At 72.6% G+C, this 19021-nt stretch carries 4 protein-coding genes; all 4 read right to left on the bottom strand.

Annotated elements, in window-relative coordinates; translation table 11 throughout:
• Nucleotides 1-47: 47 nt before the first annotated feature.
• Genes SSP29_RS16135 through SSP29_RS16120 form a run of 4 tightly spaced genes read right to left on the bottom strand, consistent with a single transcriptional unit; the run spans nucleotide 48 to nucleotide 18961 of the window.
• The gene (locus SSP29_RS16135; RefSeq protein WP_089101323.1) at nucleotides 48-15152 is read right to left on the bottom strand and encodes a hypothetical protein; all 15105 of its coding nucleotides are present in this window, start codon (nucleotides 15150-15152) and stop codon (nucleotides 48-50) included.
• Between the two features lie 6 nt (nucleotides 15153-15158).
• Nucleotides 15159-15503 carry a hypothetical protein gene (locus SSP29_RS16130; RefSeq protein WP_145968899.1) on the bottom strand — a complete coding sequence of 115 codons (345 nt, stop codon included), beginning with the start codon at nucleotides 15501-15503 and terminating at the stop codon, nucleotides 15159-15161.
• Entirely contained in the window at nucleotides 15496-15930 is a 435-nt protein-coding gene (locus SSP29_RS16125) for a YbaB/EbfC family nucleoid-associated protein (protein ID WP_089101321.1), read from the bottom strand. Before SSP29_RS16125 ends, SSP29_RS16130 begins: the two co-directional genes overlap by 8 nt.
• 25 nt (nucleotides 15931-15955) lie before the next feature.
• Nucleotides 15956-18961 (bottom strand): AAWKG family protein, encoded by a 3006-nt coding sequence (locus tag SSP29_RS16120; protein ID WP_089101320.1) that lies wholly within the window; start codon nucleotides 18959-18961, stop codon nucleotides 15956-15958.
• Between the last annotated feature and the right edge of the window lie 60 nt (nucleotides 18962-19021).

The raw sequence follows: 19021 nt of genomic DNA, 5'->3' as shown, positions 1-19021 counted from the left end.
GTGCTGGTGGTTGCGGGTGTCGCTGCCGCACGGTGCGGGCCGGGTGGTCAGTCGGGGATGCCGGGCCGGGTGTGCCCGGCGGTCTCCGAAGGCCCCGGCTCCAGGCCCGTCAGGATCTCGACGATACGGTCGGCGACCGTGGACGGGCCGGCCGGGGCCCGCGGTCCGTCCGCCGGGTCCGGCTCGCCGGGCTCGGTCGGCTCGCCGGGCTCGGTCGGCTCACCTGGCTCGGTCAACTCGCCCTTGTCGTCCAGCATGTCGGGGTGCAGCGGCGCGTCCGGGGGAGCCGGCACCGGGGCGGTCCCGCGCGGGCGGGCGGCGAGGTAGTCGTCGCCCCGCCGGTACACGGTCACCTGCGGCAGCGCGCGGTCGGTGTCCGGCCCGGCACCGGAGAAGTACCGGTAGCCGCCGTCCTCGTCGACGACGGTGAGGCCGATGCGGAGGGCTCGCGCGGTGAGCGAGGCGGCCAGGCCGGCCGTCGCGGTGTCCCACCGGCGGGCCGTCCGGAGGTTGAGCCGCACCAGGTTCCGGCGCTGCGGGCCGGTGAGACCGGCGTGCAGGTCGCCGGGCAGCACACCGCCCCGCTCCTCGATCGCGGCCTGCAGTGCCAGGTCGCTCCGGAAGCCTCGGTCCAGCCGCTCCGTGAGCTCGCCGACGTGGAAGGTGGCCCCGGGGTCGAGCGCCGCCCGGGCAGGCAGCCGGCCGAAGGCCACCAGACGGGCGAGGTCGGCTCCCTGCGTCCGGTCGGCGTCGCGGCCCCGGGCGCCCTGGACGGCGGCGTAGAAGCCGTTGCCGTCGTCGTCCGGCGCCAACAGGTCGTACACATGGGTGCTCCCGTCGGGGTCGGTGGCGGTCAGGGTGCGGTGGTCGGTGACGGTGTCGAAGCGGCGCGCACCCGTGCCCACGGCACCGCCGGGCTGCCACGGCGGGCGGTGGTGGGCGGGCAGCGGCTCGGCCTCCGGCCGCGGGGCGCCGTCGTCGTGCCGCGGACCGGGCGTCGCGGTCTCCGCCCGGGGCGACTCCTGCTCCGGAGCCTTCTCCTCCGGGGCCGTCTCCTCCCGCGCCTTCCCCTTCCCGGAGGCGCTGCCCTCGCCGCCGTCCTTCTCCTGCTTCTCCTGCTTCTCCGGCTTCTCCTGCTCCGTCTGCTCCTCCGGCTTCGGGGCCGCGGGCGGCTCGAAGGCCACCGCATCCGGTTCGGGCGTGCTGCCGAGCCGTCCGCGGCCGTCCGCGGTGGCGTGCAGCTGGTGCCAGCGGGTCAGTCGGTCGGTGGCCTCGCGCACCCGGGCGTACTCCTCGGCGAGGGCCTCGGCGAAGTCCCGGTGGGCCCGCAGGCTGTCGGCGAAGGCGGCCTGCCGGGCCAGGGCGGTGTCCAGGACGGCCGAGGCGTCGGCGGCCTCCCGCCGCGCGTCCGCCAGCCGCTCCTGAGCGCTCCGGCGTTCGCTGTCGTGGAGGTCGGCCCTGTCCCCGTGCGCGGGTTCGGCGCCCGCCGCGTCCTCCGCGTCGAGGCGGGCGATCGCCTCCTCGGCGGCGGTCACGTCCGACTGCGCCGCCGTCGACCGCTGCTCGGCCGCGCTCAGCTCCCTGTCGTGCCGGTCGCCGTTGTCCCGGCGCAGGTCCCAGTACTTCTTGTCGGCGGCGGTCCATTCCTTGTCGGCCTGGGTGACCGCGTCCCATGCCTCGGCCACCTGCTTCGGGAAGCCCGAGTCGTCGATCAGCCCCAGGGTGCGGGCGACGTCCTCACGGACCCAGGCCAGGACCGTGGTGTCGGTCTCCCTCGCCTGCGGCCCGCGGCGGGGGTGACCGAAGACGCTGCGGGCCGCGCTGCCCAGCCGGCTGTCCTTCACGTGGTGCCGTACCTCGGCGACGGACAGCCAGGTGGTGGGGATGGCGAAGAGGAACGTACGGACCGCGCCCGGCTTGACGTTCACCGAGGTGAGCCGGTCGCCGCCGGCGGCCAGGGCGTCGGAGTCGGCGGAGTTGTCGGCGGGACCCGCCGTCATCTGGGTCGTGCCGGTGCTCTGCGAGGACACGAAGGGGCCGCCGCCCAGCGCCGCCTGCGTCGCCCCCTGGCGGGCGGCGGACGTGGCGACGCCGTTCACGTCCCGCCGGGGGGACTCGAACTTCAGCCCGTCGGCGACGGCCAGCAGCTGCGCGTTGCCGAAGTCGGGCCTGGAGTACAGCCTGAGGTCGCCGTGCGAGCCGCCGAGGAAACCGCGGTCGTCCAGTCCCGGCACGTCGTAGCCGCCGGCGGTCAGGGTCCGGTCGTAGAACGCGGTGAGGGCGCTGTTGCCGGTGCCGTCCTCCAGGTTCTGTGCCGCCCCCGAGCCGGGAGCGGTCAGCGGCGTCTTCCCGGCCCGGTCCAGCAGCTCTTCGGTCAGGTCGCCGGTGAGCGGGAAGGACGTGTCGTAGGCGGCGGCCATCGCCACCGTGTTCGCCTCCCGCAGGGCCTCCAGGCCGACGATCCGGCGGACCCTGAAGCCTTCCTCGGGCAGGGCGAACGGCTTCGTGGTGCCGTCGCCGGGATGCCGTACGTCGTGCCACCCGCCGGCTCCGGTACGCGGCACGTCGACCCGGCGGGAGCCGCCGTGCACGGGCAGCGCCGGCGGGGCCAGCCGGTCGTCCGGCGTCGCGGCGGCGGTACCGGCCGGGTCCGGGCGCATGAGGCTGAGCGGGTAGTGCTCGACCAGGTCGCCGACCTCGCCCTCGGTGCGGATCGGGGCACGCCCGGAGAGCTCGGCGGTGAGCCGCAGCCGGTACCGGGTGACGTACTCGCCGTGCGCCTGCGAGGTCGCGGTGGTGGCGATCCTGACGCTGCCCTCCGACTGGTTGCCGGTGATGCCCCGCTGGGTGATGCCCACCGTCGACAGGGCGGGACCGGCAGCCCTGACGGTGTCGTTGTGGACGTGCACGGCCATGGCGACGGTCGTGCCGACCGTCCTGCCGGACACCCGGCTGCGGCCCTGCTGGACCGTCTCCACGGCGTGCCGGGGCTCCTCCAGCTCCACGCTGTGCCCCAGCCCGCCGAAGCCCGGGCCCTCGGCGCCGTCGTTCTGCCGCGCCACCCGGACCGGGACCAGCTCCGCCCGTACCCGGACCGGCCGGTGCCCGACCCAGACCCCCACGGTCTCCGAGCCCCAGCGGCCGAGCCGCGCCGGGACCGAGGAACCCGGTCCCCGCTGCTCCTTGCCGAGCGCGCGGGCGACCCGGGCCGACACCAGCCGGTGGATCGTGTCCCGGTCGGTGACGGACAGCCCCAGCGGCCGGAGCTTGCCGTCGAAGTCGCTCAACACCGCGGTGGCGTCGAGGGAGTTGACCGGGAAGCTGCCGAAGGGGTGGTCGAGCAGCCAGGGCTGCGGCGACCAGGACCGCCCCTGGTCGTACCGCGGCACGTCCCCGTACGAGTCGCGCAGCAGCCCGAGCCGGTAGGCGCTCTTCTCCGGGACATGGCCCATCCAGCCGCGCTCGACCGTCACCCGGCGTCCGGCGACCCCGGCCAGCCGGCCCTCCAGGCGCCGAAGGCGGGTCGCCCTCTCGCCGACGACGCTGGAGGCGGCCGCGATCTCGTGCGCCACGTCACCCACGACCAGGACATGACGGTTCGCGTCCCTGCGGGTCATCTCCGCGATCGCGGTGCGCGTGACCGTCCGCCACTCGGACCGGTCCAGCCGGTACGGGCTCGCCGCCAGACCGTAGGTGCCGACGACACCCGGCCCCACCCCGTGCGCGTTCTGGTACGCGACCTGCCCGCCCACGAAGAACGTGCTCGTCCTGGCGTCGCGTCCGCTGACCGTCGTGGACCCGCCGACCGTGGTCTCGGTGTCGACCGTCACCCCGCGCGTCAGCGCGACCAGGCGGTCGGGCAGGATCCGGGTCCGGTGCGCGACGACCGACGTCCGATCGAGATACGGCTTCTTGGACCACAGACCCGACACCCGCCAGCCCGCGGCCGTCGACGTCTGGTCGAAGTTGGCGGTCAGGTACTGGCTCTGGAACACCCGCAGCGCCGCGTCGTGCGCGGGCGCGCCCTGCCGGGTCAGCAGCCACGAGCCGTCGGACGACGCGCCCAGCACCTCCTCCACGGACCTGGTGATCGCGGGATCGGCGACCACGGCGATGGTCTGGTGCGGGTGCTTCCCGAACGCCGCCGGAAGGCCGTCCGTGCCCCGGCCGGCCGGCGGGTGTTCGGCGAGCGCCAGGCCCAGGGCCTCGTGCCGCTCCATGCGTACGACATCGGCGGCCGTCCCGTCCCAGGCCTCGGTGGCCTCGGTGGGAACGTGCTCGACGGGGATGCTCAGCAGCACCCGGCCCGTCACCGGACCGCCCTCGCGCGTGCCCTGGACGTTCCCGCCGATCAGGTCGGTCTCCGGCTCGGAGAGGACGAACGGCTGGGTGCCGAGCAGGTTCAGCAGGAGCGGGCCGCGCAGCAGGCCGCGCGGCCGCCGGAAGCCGCCGCGCTTCGCCGTCAGCGTCAGCCGGTAGCTGTAGAGGTGCGAGCCCTTCGTACCGATCGACATCGCCTCGTGCGAGGCGGCGTTGCCGTATCCGCTCTCGGACTCCGCGCGCCTGCCGTAGGAGGCCCCCAGCGACACGGTGCCCGCGTGCAGGGGCGCGCCGATGTCGTCGCTGGCCTGGTCACGCGTCGACAGCACCGCCTCCACCCCGCCCTGCAGACCCCTGCTCCCCGCCTGCTGCCCGGCGAGGTTCTCGCTGCCCGGCGCGCTGTACCGCAGCCGCAGATCCTCGCGCAGGCCCTCGTAACGCCGCTCCGACAGCTGCGCGTCCACCCACACGTACCGGCGCTCCCGGGTGGTACGGCTGGAGCCGACCAGGGCGATCGGCAGCCCCGTGGTCGTCATCCGCTCCAGGTTCCCGGCCATGTTCTGGTAGGCGAGGGTGTTCAGCACCTCCTGGGTGTTGCCGAGGACGAGCTGGAAGTGGTCGCCGTCCCGCCAGCGGGGGTTGCGCGGATCGAGTTCGTCGAGGGGGGCGACCAGGTCCGGATACGCCTGGGCCACGGCCCTCAGCACCTGGTCGGCGAAGTGCTCGGGCAGCGTGCGGTGCGTGCCGTCGCCGTCCTCGTGGGTGTGCCTGTCGTCGGCGAAGGTGAACTCCTCGACGTGGCTCATGCCGAGCGTCGGCGGCCGGTCCTTCGTCAGGTACGGGGGAGCGGCCGGCTCGGCGCCGGGCGGCTGCTGCCGCGGCCCGGCCGGTTCGGCCAGCCGGCGGGCCTCGGGGAGCGGCAGGCGTTCCAGGCTCCAGGTCCGGAACTCCCTGGTCTCCGGCTTCCGGCTCCAGCTCCGGGGCGAGTTCTTGCGCAGCTTCGCGGGCCCCTGCGCGGTGTTCGGCCGGTCCTTGGCGAGCGGGGCCCTGGTGTCGGGCGGCGCGGTGACCCTGACGACCTTCTCCACGAGGTAGAGGCCGGTGAGGTCGCCCTTGATCTGGGTGGCGGACTTCACGGCGCCGGTGCCACCGGTGACGAACGTGCGGCTCCGCGAGGCGCCGTAGCGGCCGCCGGCGCCCGCCAGCAGCCGTACGTTCACCGCGCCGCCGGGCAGGTCGAGGAACTGGAACGCCGGACCGGCCGACGCCGCGACGTCGGCGCCCGCGGACTTGGTGACGGCCCGTTCGTTGCGGAGCGTGGTCTGCTGGATGTCCCGCAGCTCCGCGAGCTTCGACCCGTCGAGCAGCACGGCCCTGCCGGACTCCACGCGCACGGAGAAGACGCCGATCGGGTCCCGTCCCGTCCCGTCGCGGAAGAGCGCCGGTGTGGTGACCGGACCGGTCGTGAACGTCTTGCCCATCGTGTGGAAGGAGTCGGTGGAGAAGAACTCGCTCAGCCGGGCTCCGCTGTCGCTGTCCGGTGTCACCTTCGCCCGTGCCAGCACCCAGTCGCGGACATGGGCCAGCGGGCCGTAGGCCTCGGTGGCCATGGTCCGGTAGCTCGTGTCCGGCCCGAGCTGCAGTACCTCCGGCAGCTCCGTCCGGTCCTCGGACGTCTCCCCCCTGGTGTAGCTCTCGCCCAGCCGCACGGCCAGCCCGTTGCGCACCGCGAAGCCGAAGGCGACGGGCGACCGGCCGGTGTCCTGCCCGCGGACGGTCCTGCCGTCCGCGCCGACGGCCCGGCCGTTCTTGTCGGTGACCGCGAACTCGTACCGGACGTGGGCGAGATGGGGATGCGAGCCGTCCATGGTGCGGGACTCGGTCTGGTTCAGTACCTGGTTCTGCATGTTGTACTGCACCCGCTTGCCCTTGGTGAGCTGCGCCGAGAACCGCACCCAGCCGGAGAGCAACTGCCGGACCGGGCCGAGGGGCACGCTGGGCAGCAGCGAAGTGCTGTTGCTGTAGGCGGAGTTCACCCCGGTGGTCCGGGTGTCGCGCACCATGACGTCGTTCTTCGCCGGGTTGGCGTGGCCGAAGGCGAACCGCTCCCATCGCTCGTACGGCCGCGCGGTGACGGTGAGCACCCGGGTGCTGCCGCCCTCGGTCCGGTAGACGAACCTGCGGCCGTCGCCGAAGAAGCCCTGCGGACTCTGTACGAGCCCGCGCCGCACGTCGTCCAGCAGCCCGGTACGCCCGAGGAAGCCCGTCCGCGTCGCGGCCGGCCGGATGCCGGGTGCCTCGCCGAGCCGCCTGCCGAGCTCCTCGACGACCAGGTCGGCGCCGCGCAGCACCCGGTCGGACTGGCCGAAGGCGAAGGACCGCCGCAGCACGTCCTCCGGCAGGTCCAGCCGCGATCCGAGGGCGCCCATGTCGCCCATGTAGACGGGCAGCCGGGTGCCGTCGGTGAACGCCACCGGCCGGGCCGTCAGCTCCGGAGGCGTCAGGTCGCGGTCTAGCCGGGGCGGCCGCCGCCTGTCGAGATCGTCGCCGATCCACGAGGGGGGCGGGGTGTCCTCCGGGATGGTGACGAGCCCACCGGGTCCGGGTCCGGGACCGGTAGGAGACCGTCGAGGTCTTGCCCGACTCATGTCGGGGTCGGCCGGTGTCTGCCGGGGGCTTGCCTGATGTGTGTCGGGGGTGGGGTCGGGGTCGGTCGGAGCCTGTTGGGGGTCTGCCTGGCGTGGGTCCGGGTCGGCCGCTGTCTGTCGGGGCACCGCCTGACCCGCGTCGGGGCCGGAGAGGTTCGGTGCTGCCGTGGTGTGGGGGCGGCCGGACGGTCCGGGTTCGGAGGACGTGGTCGGCAGGGGGACGCTTGGGGCTTCGCCCCGGGTGTCGGCGACGCCGCCCCGGGTGTCGGTGATGCCGGTGGGCGTGGGATGGCTGTTCCCCGTCACCTGCCGGACGTCCTGCATGAGCGACGCGCGCTCCTCGCGCGGCAGTTCGTCCGGCGCGGGGTTCGCGGTGTCGGACTCCGACTGCCGGTGGGCCACCGTCTCGGGGTCCACGACGGGGTGGTGATCCACCGGTTCGGGGGCGGTGAGACGAGCCGTGATCAGGCCCTTGAGCAGGTGGTATCCGCTCGCGTCCGCGGCGTGCGCGCGCAGCGGGCGGTTCTGCGTGAACTGTTCGGGGGTCTGCTGGAGGAGCTTGTACGACCCGTGCTCGGCGAGTCCGTCGAACGCCTCCTGCTTGAAGGCCTGCCCCAGCACGGGGCCGTTGCCGGCGAGGGGGCCGTCCTGGCCCAGCGGGAACGTGCCGGTGTCCCGGCCCCAGTCGATCCGCCGGTCCGTGTTGAAGTACCAGTCGAGGGGATGCCGCAACGGGTTGCGCGGCGTCCGGATCGCGTCGACGGTCTTGCCCAGGGTCGCCGTGTCGATGTCCTGGTGCACGGCGAGTGCCCTGACCTTGGCGTCGGCACCGTGCTCGGCCAGGTACCGGACCAGGTAGTGCTGGGCGGCGAAGAGCGAGAAGCCGGTCTGGGTGTAGTCGACGAGCAGGATGTCCCTGCCGTCGCCGTCGCCGAGGTGCGGGCGCACGAACTCGTCGAAGTGCTCGAAGAGCATCCGCCGCTGTTCCTCCGTCAGCGGCGGCTTGTCCGGGCCGGTGCGGAACGCGTCGTGCAGCACCGACCAGGGATCTCCCGGGCCCGGCCGGAAGTCGGACAGCGGCACGGACTCGGCCCGGTGACCGGAGGCCTGGAGGGCCGCGACGATCGCGGCGGGGCTGCGGCCCAGGCCCAGGTAGAAGTAGCGGTCCGGTGGATACCGGTCGCTGATCAGCCGTGCGCTCTCGATGACGGCGTCCAGCACCTGGTCCTGGCCGGCCCGGAGCTCCGCGTGGGCGGCGGCCCGCAGGTCCGTCAGCAGGCGGGGGCCGTCGTCGGGGCCGTAGACGACTTCGGCGCCGCCGTGCGTGCCGTCGTACAGGTAGCTCTCCAGCACCTCGCGTACGACGCCCGGCGGGACGTAGATGTCCGCGCGGTCGAGCAGGTCCTTGGCAGCGAGGGGGGTGAGCCCGGTCCTGGTGCCGTCCGCCTCGCGGAAGACGCGTGTCGACGGCTCGTAGGGGACGCGCTGGAACACCTGTGCCGGTTCGCCGGTCTCCGGATCCAGCTGCGGTTCGCCGGTCTCGGGGTCCCTCTTGTCGACCAGCGTCCAGTGCTCGGGCCCCAGGCGCCACGGTTTCCGCTCGGCGCCGGTTTCGGAGTCGGCGGGCGTGGCACCGACGTCGGCGCTCGCGTCGGCGCCCACGTGGGTCTCGATGAGCTGGTGGAGAAGCTGGACGTCACGGGGGCGGAGGGTGTCGGGGGTGAGGCCGGCCGCTGCCCATTCCGGTTCGAGGGGCTTGCCGAAGTCGCCCATGAGGGCGCCGGGGACGTCGGGGTTGTCGCGGAGGCCGAGCTGGTGGGCGAGTTCGTGGGCGTAGCGGATGGGGGCGACGTCCGCCTGCCAGCGGGTCAGGGTCATGGGCAGGCCGCGGTCGTCGGTGAGGGTGACGGTGAGGTGCGGCTCGCTCTGGCCGTGCGTGCCCGGCGAGTGGTCCGGACCGTCCGTGAACACCAGCGTGACGTGCACCCGGCTTCCGTCCGGGAGCGCCGGAACGACACCGGGAGTGCTCAGGTACGCGGCTCCCTCGTGTGCCCGCCTGCGTACCTCGGCGACCTGGCCGGGACTCAGCCCGTGGCTGCCGCCGATCCCGACCCGCACGGTCAGGTCGGTCACGGACTGGTCCTCGTACCGCACCCGGCGCACCGTGAACGCGGACACCCCGCCGTGGCCCTGCCGCGGCCCCGCCGGGATGATCCACCGCCGGCTGACCTCCGTGGCCGTCGCCGTCTCCCGCGCCCGCTGCCATGCCGGGTCACCGGCCAGGCGGTCGTCGGTGACGACGTCGACGTCCACGGCGTTCGCGGAGGCGTGCGGAGCGGTCACCGTGTCCGCGGTGACCGTGCCCGGCCGGTGGGCCGCGGCGAGCGCGTCGCCGAGGCCGTCGTACAGGTCGGCCGTGATGATGCCGGCCTGGTTGACCAGAGGCAGGCCGGCAGCGGTGACCCCGGCCGCCGGGGCACGGAGGCGGTGGGCCAGCTCGTCGAGATGGTGCACCGCCGACTCGATCAGGTGCGGGCCGGCCGGGTCCGCCCAGCCCTGTTCGCGGTACATGGCGGCGGCGACGCCGAGCGCGATGGCATTGGTATCGCGGCTGGGCAGAACGCTGTCGGCGGGGGCGGCGGACCGAGCCTCGTCGAGCCCGCTCAGCGCGTGGAGAAGGGCGATGAACCGGCCCGCGAGCCGGTGCCCGCCGCCCGCCAGGTCGTACAGGACCCGCCGGTCCCGGTCGACGGACCGCGCATCTCGCAATGCCAGACCCCGGGCGCGGCCGTAGGCGTTCTGGGCGAGCCCCTCCAGCCGGTCGAACACCCGGCGCACGTCGGCGAGGGGCACCTCGTTCACGTCGTACATGCGCAGTTCCAGCGGCACCAGGACGGGGGACAGGCGCCCCAGGTTGTCGTCCGGCTCCGGGAGTTCGGTCATGCCGCCGAACGCGTCGTTCTGGTGGACGACGTCGCCTTCGTCGACGAGTTGCAGAGCGGAGGTCAGGTAGTGGTCGACGGTGAGTCCGCGCTCGGGGTTGACGATCGCGGTCAGGGGATCGAAGTGCTGCGCCCCTCCCTCCCGGAACCGCGCGCCGTACTCACCGTCCTGGAGCAGGCCCTGCCGGAAGCGCTCGACGAACAGGTCCTTGATCTCGTCGCTGCTCCCCTGCAGGTACTCCTCGACATCCATGGGCAGCGAGGCCCGGATCTCGTTCATGGGGACCCGGGAGAGCACCGCGGTGAAGTTCTTCGTCAGCGCGCCGGTGCGGATGCCGAATTCCAGGAGGGCCGACTCGAACGCCGTGGCCGCGGCCTGGGTGTAGACCAGGGCCAGGAAGCCGCGCAGCGCGCTGACGTCCTCGTCGTGGGAGAGCAGGTCGGCGGCCTGCGGGGGCAGGCGGAGCCGGTTCCAGCCGGGGAAGGTGTCGGTGGCGAAGTTCCGGGCGACCTCGTTGCCGAACCGCAGGGCGTCCCGGAGCTGCCGCCGGATGCTGTAGGCGTCGTCCGTGGCGCTGTGGATGTCCGCCAGGAACTCGTGGAGGTGGCCGGCCGGGATCCCGACGGTGTACTGGGGGGACAGTCCGCGGCCGTCGCCGACGTCGAGGACCTGTATGTGCGCGGCCTGGGCCGCGGCGTCGGGATGGGTGTCGAACCCCGCGTCCCCGGGGAAGGCCCGGTCGAACCGGATCGGTTGCCCGCCGAGGCTCAGTCGGCGCAGCCGGTCGAGGACGGTTCGGACGTCGTGGAAGAACTGATCCTTGGAGACGCGGCCCTGGTCGCCGGCCACCACGGCCAGCGGCGGGCTGACCAACTCGATGAACGGGGCGTCGGTCTCCGTGCCCTCGATCACCACGTTGATCGTGGGCGAGGTGGCCAGCAGCTTGGGGAGTCCGGTCGGTCCCGGTGGCAGGGCCAGCCCCCAGCTCGGCAGCTCCAGTTCCAGGCCGACGCCGCTGCCGCGCATCACGTACCGCTGTCCGGTCAGGACCTGGTTGACCAGCAGGTCGGCCTGGGCCACGACGGGGCGCCGGTGGTCGTCCGGAGTCAGTGCCGCATACGCTCGCCGTACCGCGTCGTCCATGTCCCCGAGGTCCGTGGGAAAACGGGACCGGGTGGCGTCCAGGACGTCCTCGGCGCGCCGGGAGTCCGTCTCGGCGAAGGTGTTCCAGGCGTCGTACGGAGTCGTCACCGGCCCCACCCGCACCTCGGCCGAGGGCCCGGCCGGCTCCTCACGAGCGGGGAGCGGACCGGCGGCCTCGGGCTGCCGCGGTGCCTCTTCGTCAGGGTCCGTGCCGCGGGGTGCGTCGGACTGGGTGCGTCGGACCGTCGGGAGAGGGGTGGTGTCGGCCGTGGTCAGGGTGCGGGTGAAGGTGTCGGTGTGCTGCCGCTCGTGGCTGAGCCAGTTCCGGATGTCGTGTTCGGCGGGGGCGTAGAGGGTGTCGTAACGGGTGACGGTCTCGGTGCGGAAGTCCCGGCCGATCCGTTCGAGCGTGGCGGGGTCCACCTGGTAGCGGTGGGTCAGGCTGTCGGGGTGCCCGGCGATGCGGTGGAAGTCGTGGGCGGCGTGGGCCAGGACGCTCTGGAGGGCGGCCTCGTGCGCCAGCCGTGACGTCAGGTCGGGCGTCAGGGTGTTCAGCACGTCGTCCCAGGACCGGCCGGACGACTTGTCGGGGGTGGGGGTGTGCTCGGAGACGAGGCCGCGGAAGTCGGCGTGGCCGAGATCGCCGAACCAGTGGCTGTCGAAGTGCTCGCCGACGGTCCTGGCCCACTCCTCGGAGAGGCGCTCGCGACCGTCTTCGTGGAGCTCGGTGCCGTTGGCGGGGTCCGCTTCGAAGGCGTCGATCGCGGTCCGCAACAGCCGCTGCGCCTGCGCCAGCCGCAGGGTACGGGTCTCGGCGTGGGTCAGGCGCTCGCGCAGGGCCGAGGGCTCGCCGATCCGGTCCAGGTGCGCCTGCCAGCGCGTCGCGAAGAGGCGGCCCGTGGTGTCGCCGGTCTCGGCGCCGAGCGCCTCGTAGGCGGTGCGCAGGTCACGCCGGAAGTCCTCGCGTGCCTGGGCCAGCTCGCGCTCGCCAAGGGATCCGCCCGCAGCGAGATCGTCCTGCCAGTCCTCGGCCACGCGGTCGAAGTCCCGGGTGGCGTGCTCGACCTCCCGCTCCCGCGCGCCGAGCCGCCCGATCTCCTCGGCGAACTCCGCACGCGCGGCGGCGATGCGGTCGTCCAGCAGCCGCCGCGCAACCCCGCTGTCGGCGCCGGCGTGGGTGCGCGAGGGTGCGGTGGTCCGGAACGCCTCGTCGACCGCCTCCAGGTACCGCTCCCGCAACCGCGTCCGCAACTCCTCCACGGTCCGCGGGACATCGGTGTCCTCGGCGCGGGGCGGTGTGTTCTCGTCGCCGGCCGGCCGGTTCCGGGCGCCTTCGGCCCCACCGCCGTCGCCGCTGTCCGTCCGGTGGGGGAGGTAATGCCCCCCGAAGGGGTCCGCCGCGCGGAAGTCCGCCAGCGCCCGGTCGAAGTCCTCACCGAACATCTCCAGGTGCCGGACCCGCTCCGACACCCATGCGAACAGGTGCGGGATGTTCTCGCGAGCCGTCTCGCGGGCCGCCTCCCACCGCTCCCCGGTATTGCCGCTCTGCTCCGACTTCTCATGGACGAGGCGGAGCTGCTCGCGGTACGTCTCCTCGATGCGCTCGCGGACCACCGGGTCCTGCGGCAGCCGGCGCCCGCCGAAGAGGTCCGCCTGCCGGAACCTGTCCGCGCCGTCGGCGACCTCGCGCGCCGCATCGCCGCCCGGTGCTTGTGACATCAGGGCCTGGAACCGTTCCTCCACCGCCAGCCGCTGGTGGTACGCGGTGTCCCGCAGCTGCCGGAACTCCGTCCACTGCTCGGTCCGCGAGGGGGTGCCGGACCCCGTCGGCGACGACTGCACCGGGGCGTCACCGGGGTGGGACGCCGCCCCTTCCGCGGTGGCGATGTGCTTGTGCGCACCGGCGGTCGGCTGCCCGGGGTCGTGCCGGAGGGGGTGAGCGGAGTCGTCGCCCGGGGCGTCCGCGGCCCGGTCCTGCCCCGCGCCGGATCCGGCCTCCGAGCGGATCCTGGGTGCGGTGCCGGTCCCGGTGCCGGTCTCGGTCCCGGTCTCTGTCCTGGTCTCGGGCTCGCTCTCGGTCCTCGTCCGGGTCGGTGCGGGGACGGATCGCGGGTCCGACGTCTTCTCCGGCTGCTTGGCAGTGTCCGGGTGCGGGCCCAGGGGCGTCTGACCGGACGTCGGCAGGGGTGTCACTCGGCCGGGGGATCCGGAGACGCCGCTCTCGGTCGTCGTCCGGGAAGGACCCGGGCGCGGGGCGTCGCCCCGGCCGCCACCGGTGGGCTGCGGCCGGGCGGAGAAGGGCTCGTCGCCGATGGTGGCGGGCGACCCCGACCGTACGGCGGACTGCTGCCCGCCCGGCATGGTCCAGCCCGCCGCATCGCCGCTGGAGTCGCGCGGCTCGTCGGCCGGCTCCGCCGGGTGGCCGTTCGTGCCCGGGGCCAGGATGTCCCGGACGGACGTGGAGAGGTCGCTCTGTCCGGCGGGGCCGGGCGTCAGCCGGGTCACCGCCGCCGGGTCGCCTCCCGTATCCCCGGTCGTTCCGGTGCCGGCGTCGCCGCTGGTGGTGCGGACGGGTGGCGCCGTGGACGGGACGGGGGTGTCCGAAGCGGGGGACGCGGTGCCGGGGTCGTCGGCGGTGCGGGTCGCGGGCGGGTTGAGGAACTTGGCGGCGTCCAGGCCCGCCGTCTTGATGCGGGTACCGAGGAACTCGGCGTTGTGCTCCAGGGCGTGGCTGATGCGGCCGCCGGCCACGCCGGAGACGAACGTGCCGTAGCTGGTGTCGAGCTTGTGCTCCGAGTAGGCGTTGTAGACGACCTCGGACGCCGTCTGGTGCAGGCCCTCCGCCATCCCGTGCCCGGCCAGATGGCTGAACTTGCGGCCCAAGTCCGTGGCCAGCGCCCCGGCCACCCCGTACGAGAGGGCCGCCCGCACCCCGCCGTCCGCGCTCTTGGGCAGGCCCTTGGCCAGGACGTCGTCGAGGTCCCGGCCGAGGTTCTTCCGCCCCAGGTTGGTCAGCAGGGTGTCCGCCCAGGTGCGGCCCAGGTCGCGGGCGGTGCCGGAGGACATGTCCTTGCCGAACCGGTTCGCGAACGCGTCGCCGATGCCGTCGCGGAACGCGTTCCGGGCCGCGGTGTCCAGCCCCTGGCCCAGTGCGAGCTTGTCGACGACGGTGCCGACGTGGCCGGCCACGTCCTGGGCGAAGACCGGGTCGCCGTCCGGGGTGCCGCGCGGGGTCCGGACCGGCCCGGCGCCGTCGTCGAGGTGGTCGTCCGCGTCCCGGAGCAGGTCCTTGCCCGCACCCTTGGGCAGGTCCTTGGACAGATCCTTGCCCAGGGTCTTGCCGCCGGCGGACGGCAGGTCCGTCTTCTCCAGGACCTTGAAGAGGTCCTTGACCGTGTTGCGGCCCAGGTACTTCGCCAGCGACTGGGCCAGCGCCCCGCCCAGGAACGGCACGAACGGCGCCAGCAGGCCCTGGACCACGCCGAAGCCGATGGCCTGCTTGAGGTAGTCGCCGCCGTGGTGGGTGGTCTTGCCGTCGTTCGCCAGGGACCAGCGCACCAGCAGGTCCATCGCCGCGCCCAGCCCGACGTTCAGCGCCACGTGCGTGGCCAGCGCGGTCAGCAGCCGCAGCACGACGCTGCGCAGGATCAGCCGGTACAGCGCCTGCAGGAAACTCTGCTCGATCAGCGCGCCGATCGGGTTCCAGATCGCCATGAGCAGCGTCAGCGCCCACTCGAAGACGAACTCCACGAGCTGCGCGATGATCATCCGGTTCGCGTAGTCGACCTGGTACGCCGACTCGTGCGCGTAGTCCGCGAGGTTGTTCGCCGTCTTCTTCAGCTGCTCGATGGCGTCGCCGCCGTCGCCGCCCGGGAAGAACGTCGACATCGCCCGTACGTAGGCGTCGCTCCACTGGCCCGTGGCGTTCCGGGACACCGCCTGCGAGATCTTCGCCAACTCGTCCTGGAGCTCGGTCAGTTGCCGGGCCAGCTCCAGGTTCGGCTCCTCCATGTCCGAACGGATCCGGTCCGACTTCGCATGCGGAGGCTTCATGCCCGTCAGGAAGACGAACAGACCGTCGAGTGAGTCCGGGAACATGGGAGGTCAGGGCAGCCTTCGGGAGTTACCGCTGTTGATCTTGTCGAGTGCGTCCTGCTGGGTCCGGTCGAAGTCGACACCCGAGGCGGTGGTCAGCTCGGACGCCTTCAGGAGCGCCTTGTTCACCTGGCCGAGCGCCTGGACGGTCTGGTTGTACGCGGGGCTGTAGTCGCGCAGGATCGCGTGGACCGTCTCGTCGGTCGGCTCCCCGATCGACGGGTCGTTCGGGTCGATGTAGTGGTCGCCGTACCGCGAGAGGTGGTTCTTGACGATGTCCGCGACCTGGTCGGTGAGGTCACCGCCCCGCTTGATGTTGTCAGGGAGCGCCGCGAACAGACTGTCGTCAGCCATGGTCGCCACCCCGTTCCGGGTGGAGCAGGCCGCCCGGGGCCGTCAGCGGTCCCATCAGCTTCTCCAGTCCCGAACCGGCCAGCTTGTCCACGGCCTCGGTGCCGCCGCCCGCCACGCCGATGCCTGGGCCGGCCACCTCGTCGAACCTCGCCCGTACCTGCGCGGTGAGTTCGGTGCGCGCCCGGGCCATGGCCTCCAGGACGCTGGCGGCCAGGGCCTTCCCGGACATGGTCTGGTGCTTGTTGCCGAGGAAGCGCAGCCCGCTGGGCGAACCGTCGGCGCCGAGGGTGACCTCGACCGCACGGTCCTTGGACCTGGCCGTCACCGAGACGGCGGAGATCTCCTCCCGGGCCCTGACCAGGGCCTCCCGCTGCTTCTCGAACTCGGCCATGGCCTGGGCGAACTGGTGCTGAAGTGACTCGCTCACGGTGTTCTCGCTCTCTCCGGGTGGGTCAACGGCCGAGGGAGGCCGGCAGGCCCTCCTCGCCGGTGCCCCACACGTCCTCCGGCTCGGTCCACCCGGAGTCCTCCGTGCCGGGGCGCCGGCCGACGAGCCCGCCGCGCCGGCCCTGCCCGGTGGTGGCCGTACGGCTCGGCAGGTCGACCGGGTCCTCGTCCTCCTCCTCGAAGACCTCGTCCGGCGGCGCGGCCTGCGGACGCTGCGGCCCGCCGGCGAGGAAGGCGCCGTCGTCGTCGTTCTCCAGGTACGTCTCCCGGACGCGTTCGCCCTGGCCCTGCCCCTGGCCCTGGCCGCCCGCCCGTGACATGCCCATCAGCATCATCATCGGCGACATCAGTCCGCTCAGGCCGCTCAGCCCGGGGTCCTCGGCGCCGCTCGCCGCCGCCGTCGTCAGGCCGGTCGTCCCGTCGGGTACGGCCTGGCCGTCCGCGGCGGTCGAGGGGCTCGGCACCGACTGGAACTGCCCGTCGGGGCTGGCGACCGTACTGCTGCCGTCCGGGAACGTCGTCGTGGTGTAGCCGCTCGGGTCCGTGACCGCGGTGGTGCCCGTCGGGTACGTCGTGGTGAGCGAGCCGTCGCCGTTCTGGAAGGTGAGTCCGCTCGGGTCGGCGGTGGTGGTGATCGGGGTGGACGTGGTGAGGGAGTCGACGGGGTCGGTCAGTGCGCTGCCGGTGGTGCCGTCGGCGGTGGTGGAGGTGACCGTGCCGTCCGGGTTGACGGTGACGGAACTGCCGTCGGGGTAGGTGGTGGTGATGCCGCCGTCCGGGGTGAGGGTGGTCGTGGACCCGTCCGGGTTCACCAGTTTCTGCCCGTCGGCGAGATGGCTGGTGACGGTCGAGCCGTTGGCGTTGGTCGTGGTGACCGTGCCGTTCGGGTCGATCGTGGTGCTGCTGCCGTCCGGGAAGGTGGTGGTGAGGCTGCCGTCGGCGTTCTGGACGGACACCGCGCCGTCGGGCGCGGTCAGCTGGGTCAGCCCGTCCGGAGTCGTGGTCTCCACCACGCCGTTGGGCAGCGTGGTGGTCTTGTTGCCGTCGGCGTCGATGCTGGTGACGCTGCCGTCGGCGTTGTGGGTCACCGAGGAACCGTCGGGGAAGTGGGTGGTGATGTCCCCGTTGGTGTCGATGCCGGTGGTCGAGCCGTCCGGGTTGACCAGCGACTGGCCGGGGGTGAGCTGACTGACCGTGGTGGTGCCGTCGGGGTTGGTCGTGGTGACCTCGCCGGTCGGGCTGACGGTCGTGGACGTGCCGTCCGGGTACTCGGTGGTGATGCTGCCGTCGGGGTTCGTGGTGGTGACGCTGCCGTCCGGGTTCGTCAGCGACGAGATGCCGGTGACCCCGTCGGTCCCGCCGGCCAGGTTGGTCGAGCCGTTGGTGTTCCCGCCGGTCAGGCCGAGCAGCGAACTGTTGGCCAGGTCGCTCAGGCCGTCGGTGCCGCCGTTCGTGCCGAGGGAGGTGAGGTCCTGGGTGCTGATGTCGCCGTTGGTGCCGGGGTCGTTCAGGCCGGAGGTGTCGAGCAGGTTGCCGGTGTTCAGGCCGGATCCCGAGCCGTTGCCGTCGGTCAGGGAACTGGTGTCGATGCCGCCCGACCCGTTGTTGGCGAGATTGCTCAGGTTGTTGAGGTTGCCCAGACCGTCGTCGATCCCGTTGCCGATGTTGTTCAGCGAGTTGTTGAGGTTGTCGCCGAAGTTGTTGAGCCCGTTGTTCAGCCCGTCGCCGATGTTGTTCAGGCCGGAGTTGAGGTTGTTGCCGAAGTTGTTCAGGTTGTCGTTCAGGTCACCGAGCGACTTGTTGAGGTCCTCGTTGATCTTGTTGATGTCGTCGTTCGAGGAGGACGAGGTGTCCGGGGTCAGGCTGTCCGGCTGGAAGGTGTTCTTGTCCTCGAAGGAGAACGCGGTGTTCCAGCCGGGGTTGAGGACACGGCTCCAGCTCTGCTGCAGCGTGGCGACCTGGGTGCGCGCGGGGGCGTCGAGATTGGTCTCGATGTTGGTCCGCCAGCGGTACTGCGCCTCGTTCGCGATGGCCGACCAGGTGCTGCTGTCCTTGAGGTTGCCCCAGACGGTGGTGTCCGAGTAGTCCGGGTCGGTGGACCAGTCCTCCGACACCGAGTCGCCCACGATGACCAACTCCCCGTGGACCTTGGGAACGTTGTGCGTCGCCACCCACTGCATGACCTCCAACAGGAGAAGGTTCAGCACATTGCGTGAGTCGCCGTCGATGAGGTCCGACGTCTGCGTCCCGTCGGGTTTGGTGACCAGGATCGGCGAGGCGTTCTTGCTGATGAACCTCATGAACTCGTCGTACATGTTCGACAGCGCGGTGTGCAGCGCCACTTCGGCGCCGATCAGCGAGTCGCCGTGCAGGGTGCTGGAGTGGTAGCCGGTGGCCACCGAGATGCTGGTCGGGGAGAAGCCCGGCGGGGTCAGCTCGCTCTTGAAGGTCTCGTACTTGTCGTGCAGGTTGTTGACCAGGTCGTAGAAGACACCCGCGGCCTTGCCCTTCCAGGCCGCGTTCTCGTCGCCCAGGCTCTCGGTCCACTGCTTCAGCGTCTCGGCGTGCGCGGTGAAGAACGTGCCCGCGTTGTCGAAGGACTTGGCGAGCGTGGTGAACGACGCGAGGTCCACGCCGTTGTCGAGGCTGGGCGAACCGCCCCAGGCGCTCGACACACCGAGCGACTTGTACGGTGGCTGGACCAGCGTCCGCAGCGCGTCGGAGCTGCGCTGCCAGTACTGGCGGCCGGCGGTCTGGTCCGTGAAGGTCACGTTGGCTTCGTACTTCTGCACGTTCTGGCCGGTGCCGGAGTAGAACTGGATGAAGGCGCCCATCCCGTCGTTGTGGAACCACTGGTCCACCGGCTTGCGGTCGTCGCGCGGCTTCTTCTTGATGTCGACGGCCAGCCACGGGATTCCCCCGTCGCCCTTCACGCCCATGATCTCGTCGCGCTCGCCCAGGGTGAAACCCGTCATCAGGTTGATGATGTGTTCCCAGTTGTCGACGGACATGAAGGGTGCGCCCCCGCTCTCGTGTCTCCGGTCTCGTGACCACGGTCTTGTGACCACGGC

The sequence above is a fragment of the Streptomyces hyaluromycini genome (genome assembly GCF_002217755.1).
Classification (GTDB): domain Bacteria; phylum Actinomycetota; class Actinomycetes; order Streptomycetales; family Streptomycetaceae; genus Streptomyces; species Streptomyces hyaluromycini.
The sequence above is the reverse complement of the archived record's forward strand: the minus strand, read 5'-3'. Positions and strand labels throughout refer to the sequence as shown.

What these genes read in the sequence shown, in the direction of transcription:
- SSP29_RS16135 (WP_089101323.1), bottom strand. Translation starts at nt 15,152, where the DNA reads ATGTTCCCGGACTCACTCGACGGTCTGTTCGTCTTCCTGACGGGCATG.
- SSP29_RS16130 (WP_145968899.1), bottom strand. Translation starts at nt 15,503, where the DNA reads ATGGCTGACGACAGTCTGTTCGCGGCGCTCCCTGACAACATCAAGCGG.
- SSP29_RS16120 (WP_089101320.1), bottom strand. Translation starts at nt 18,961, where the DNA reads ATGTCCGTCGACAACTGGGAACACATCATCAACCTGATGACGGGTTTC.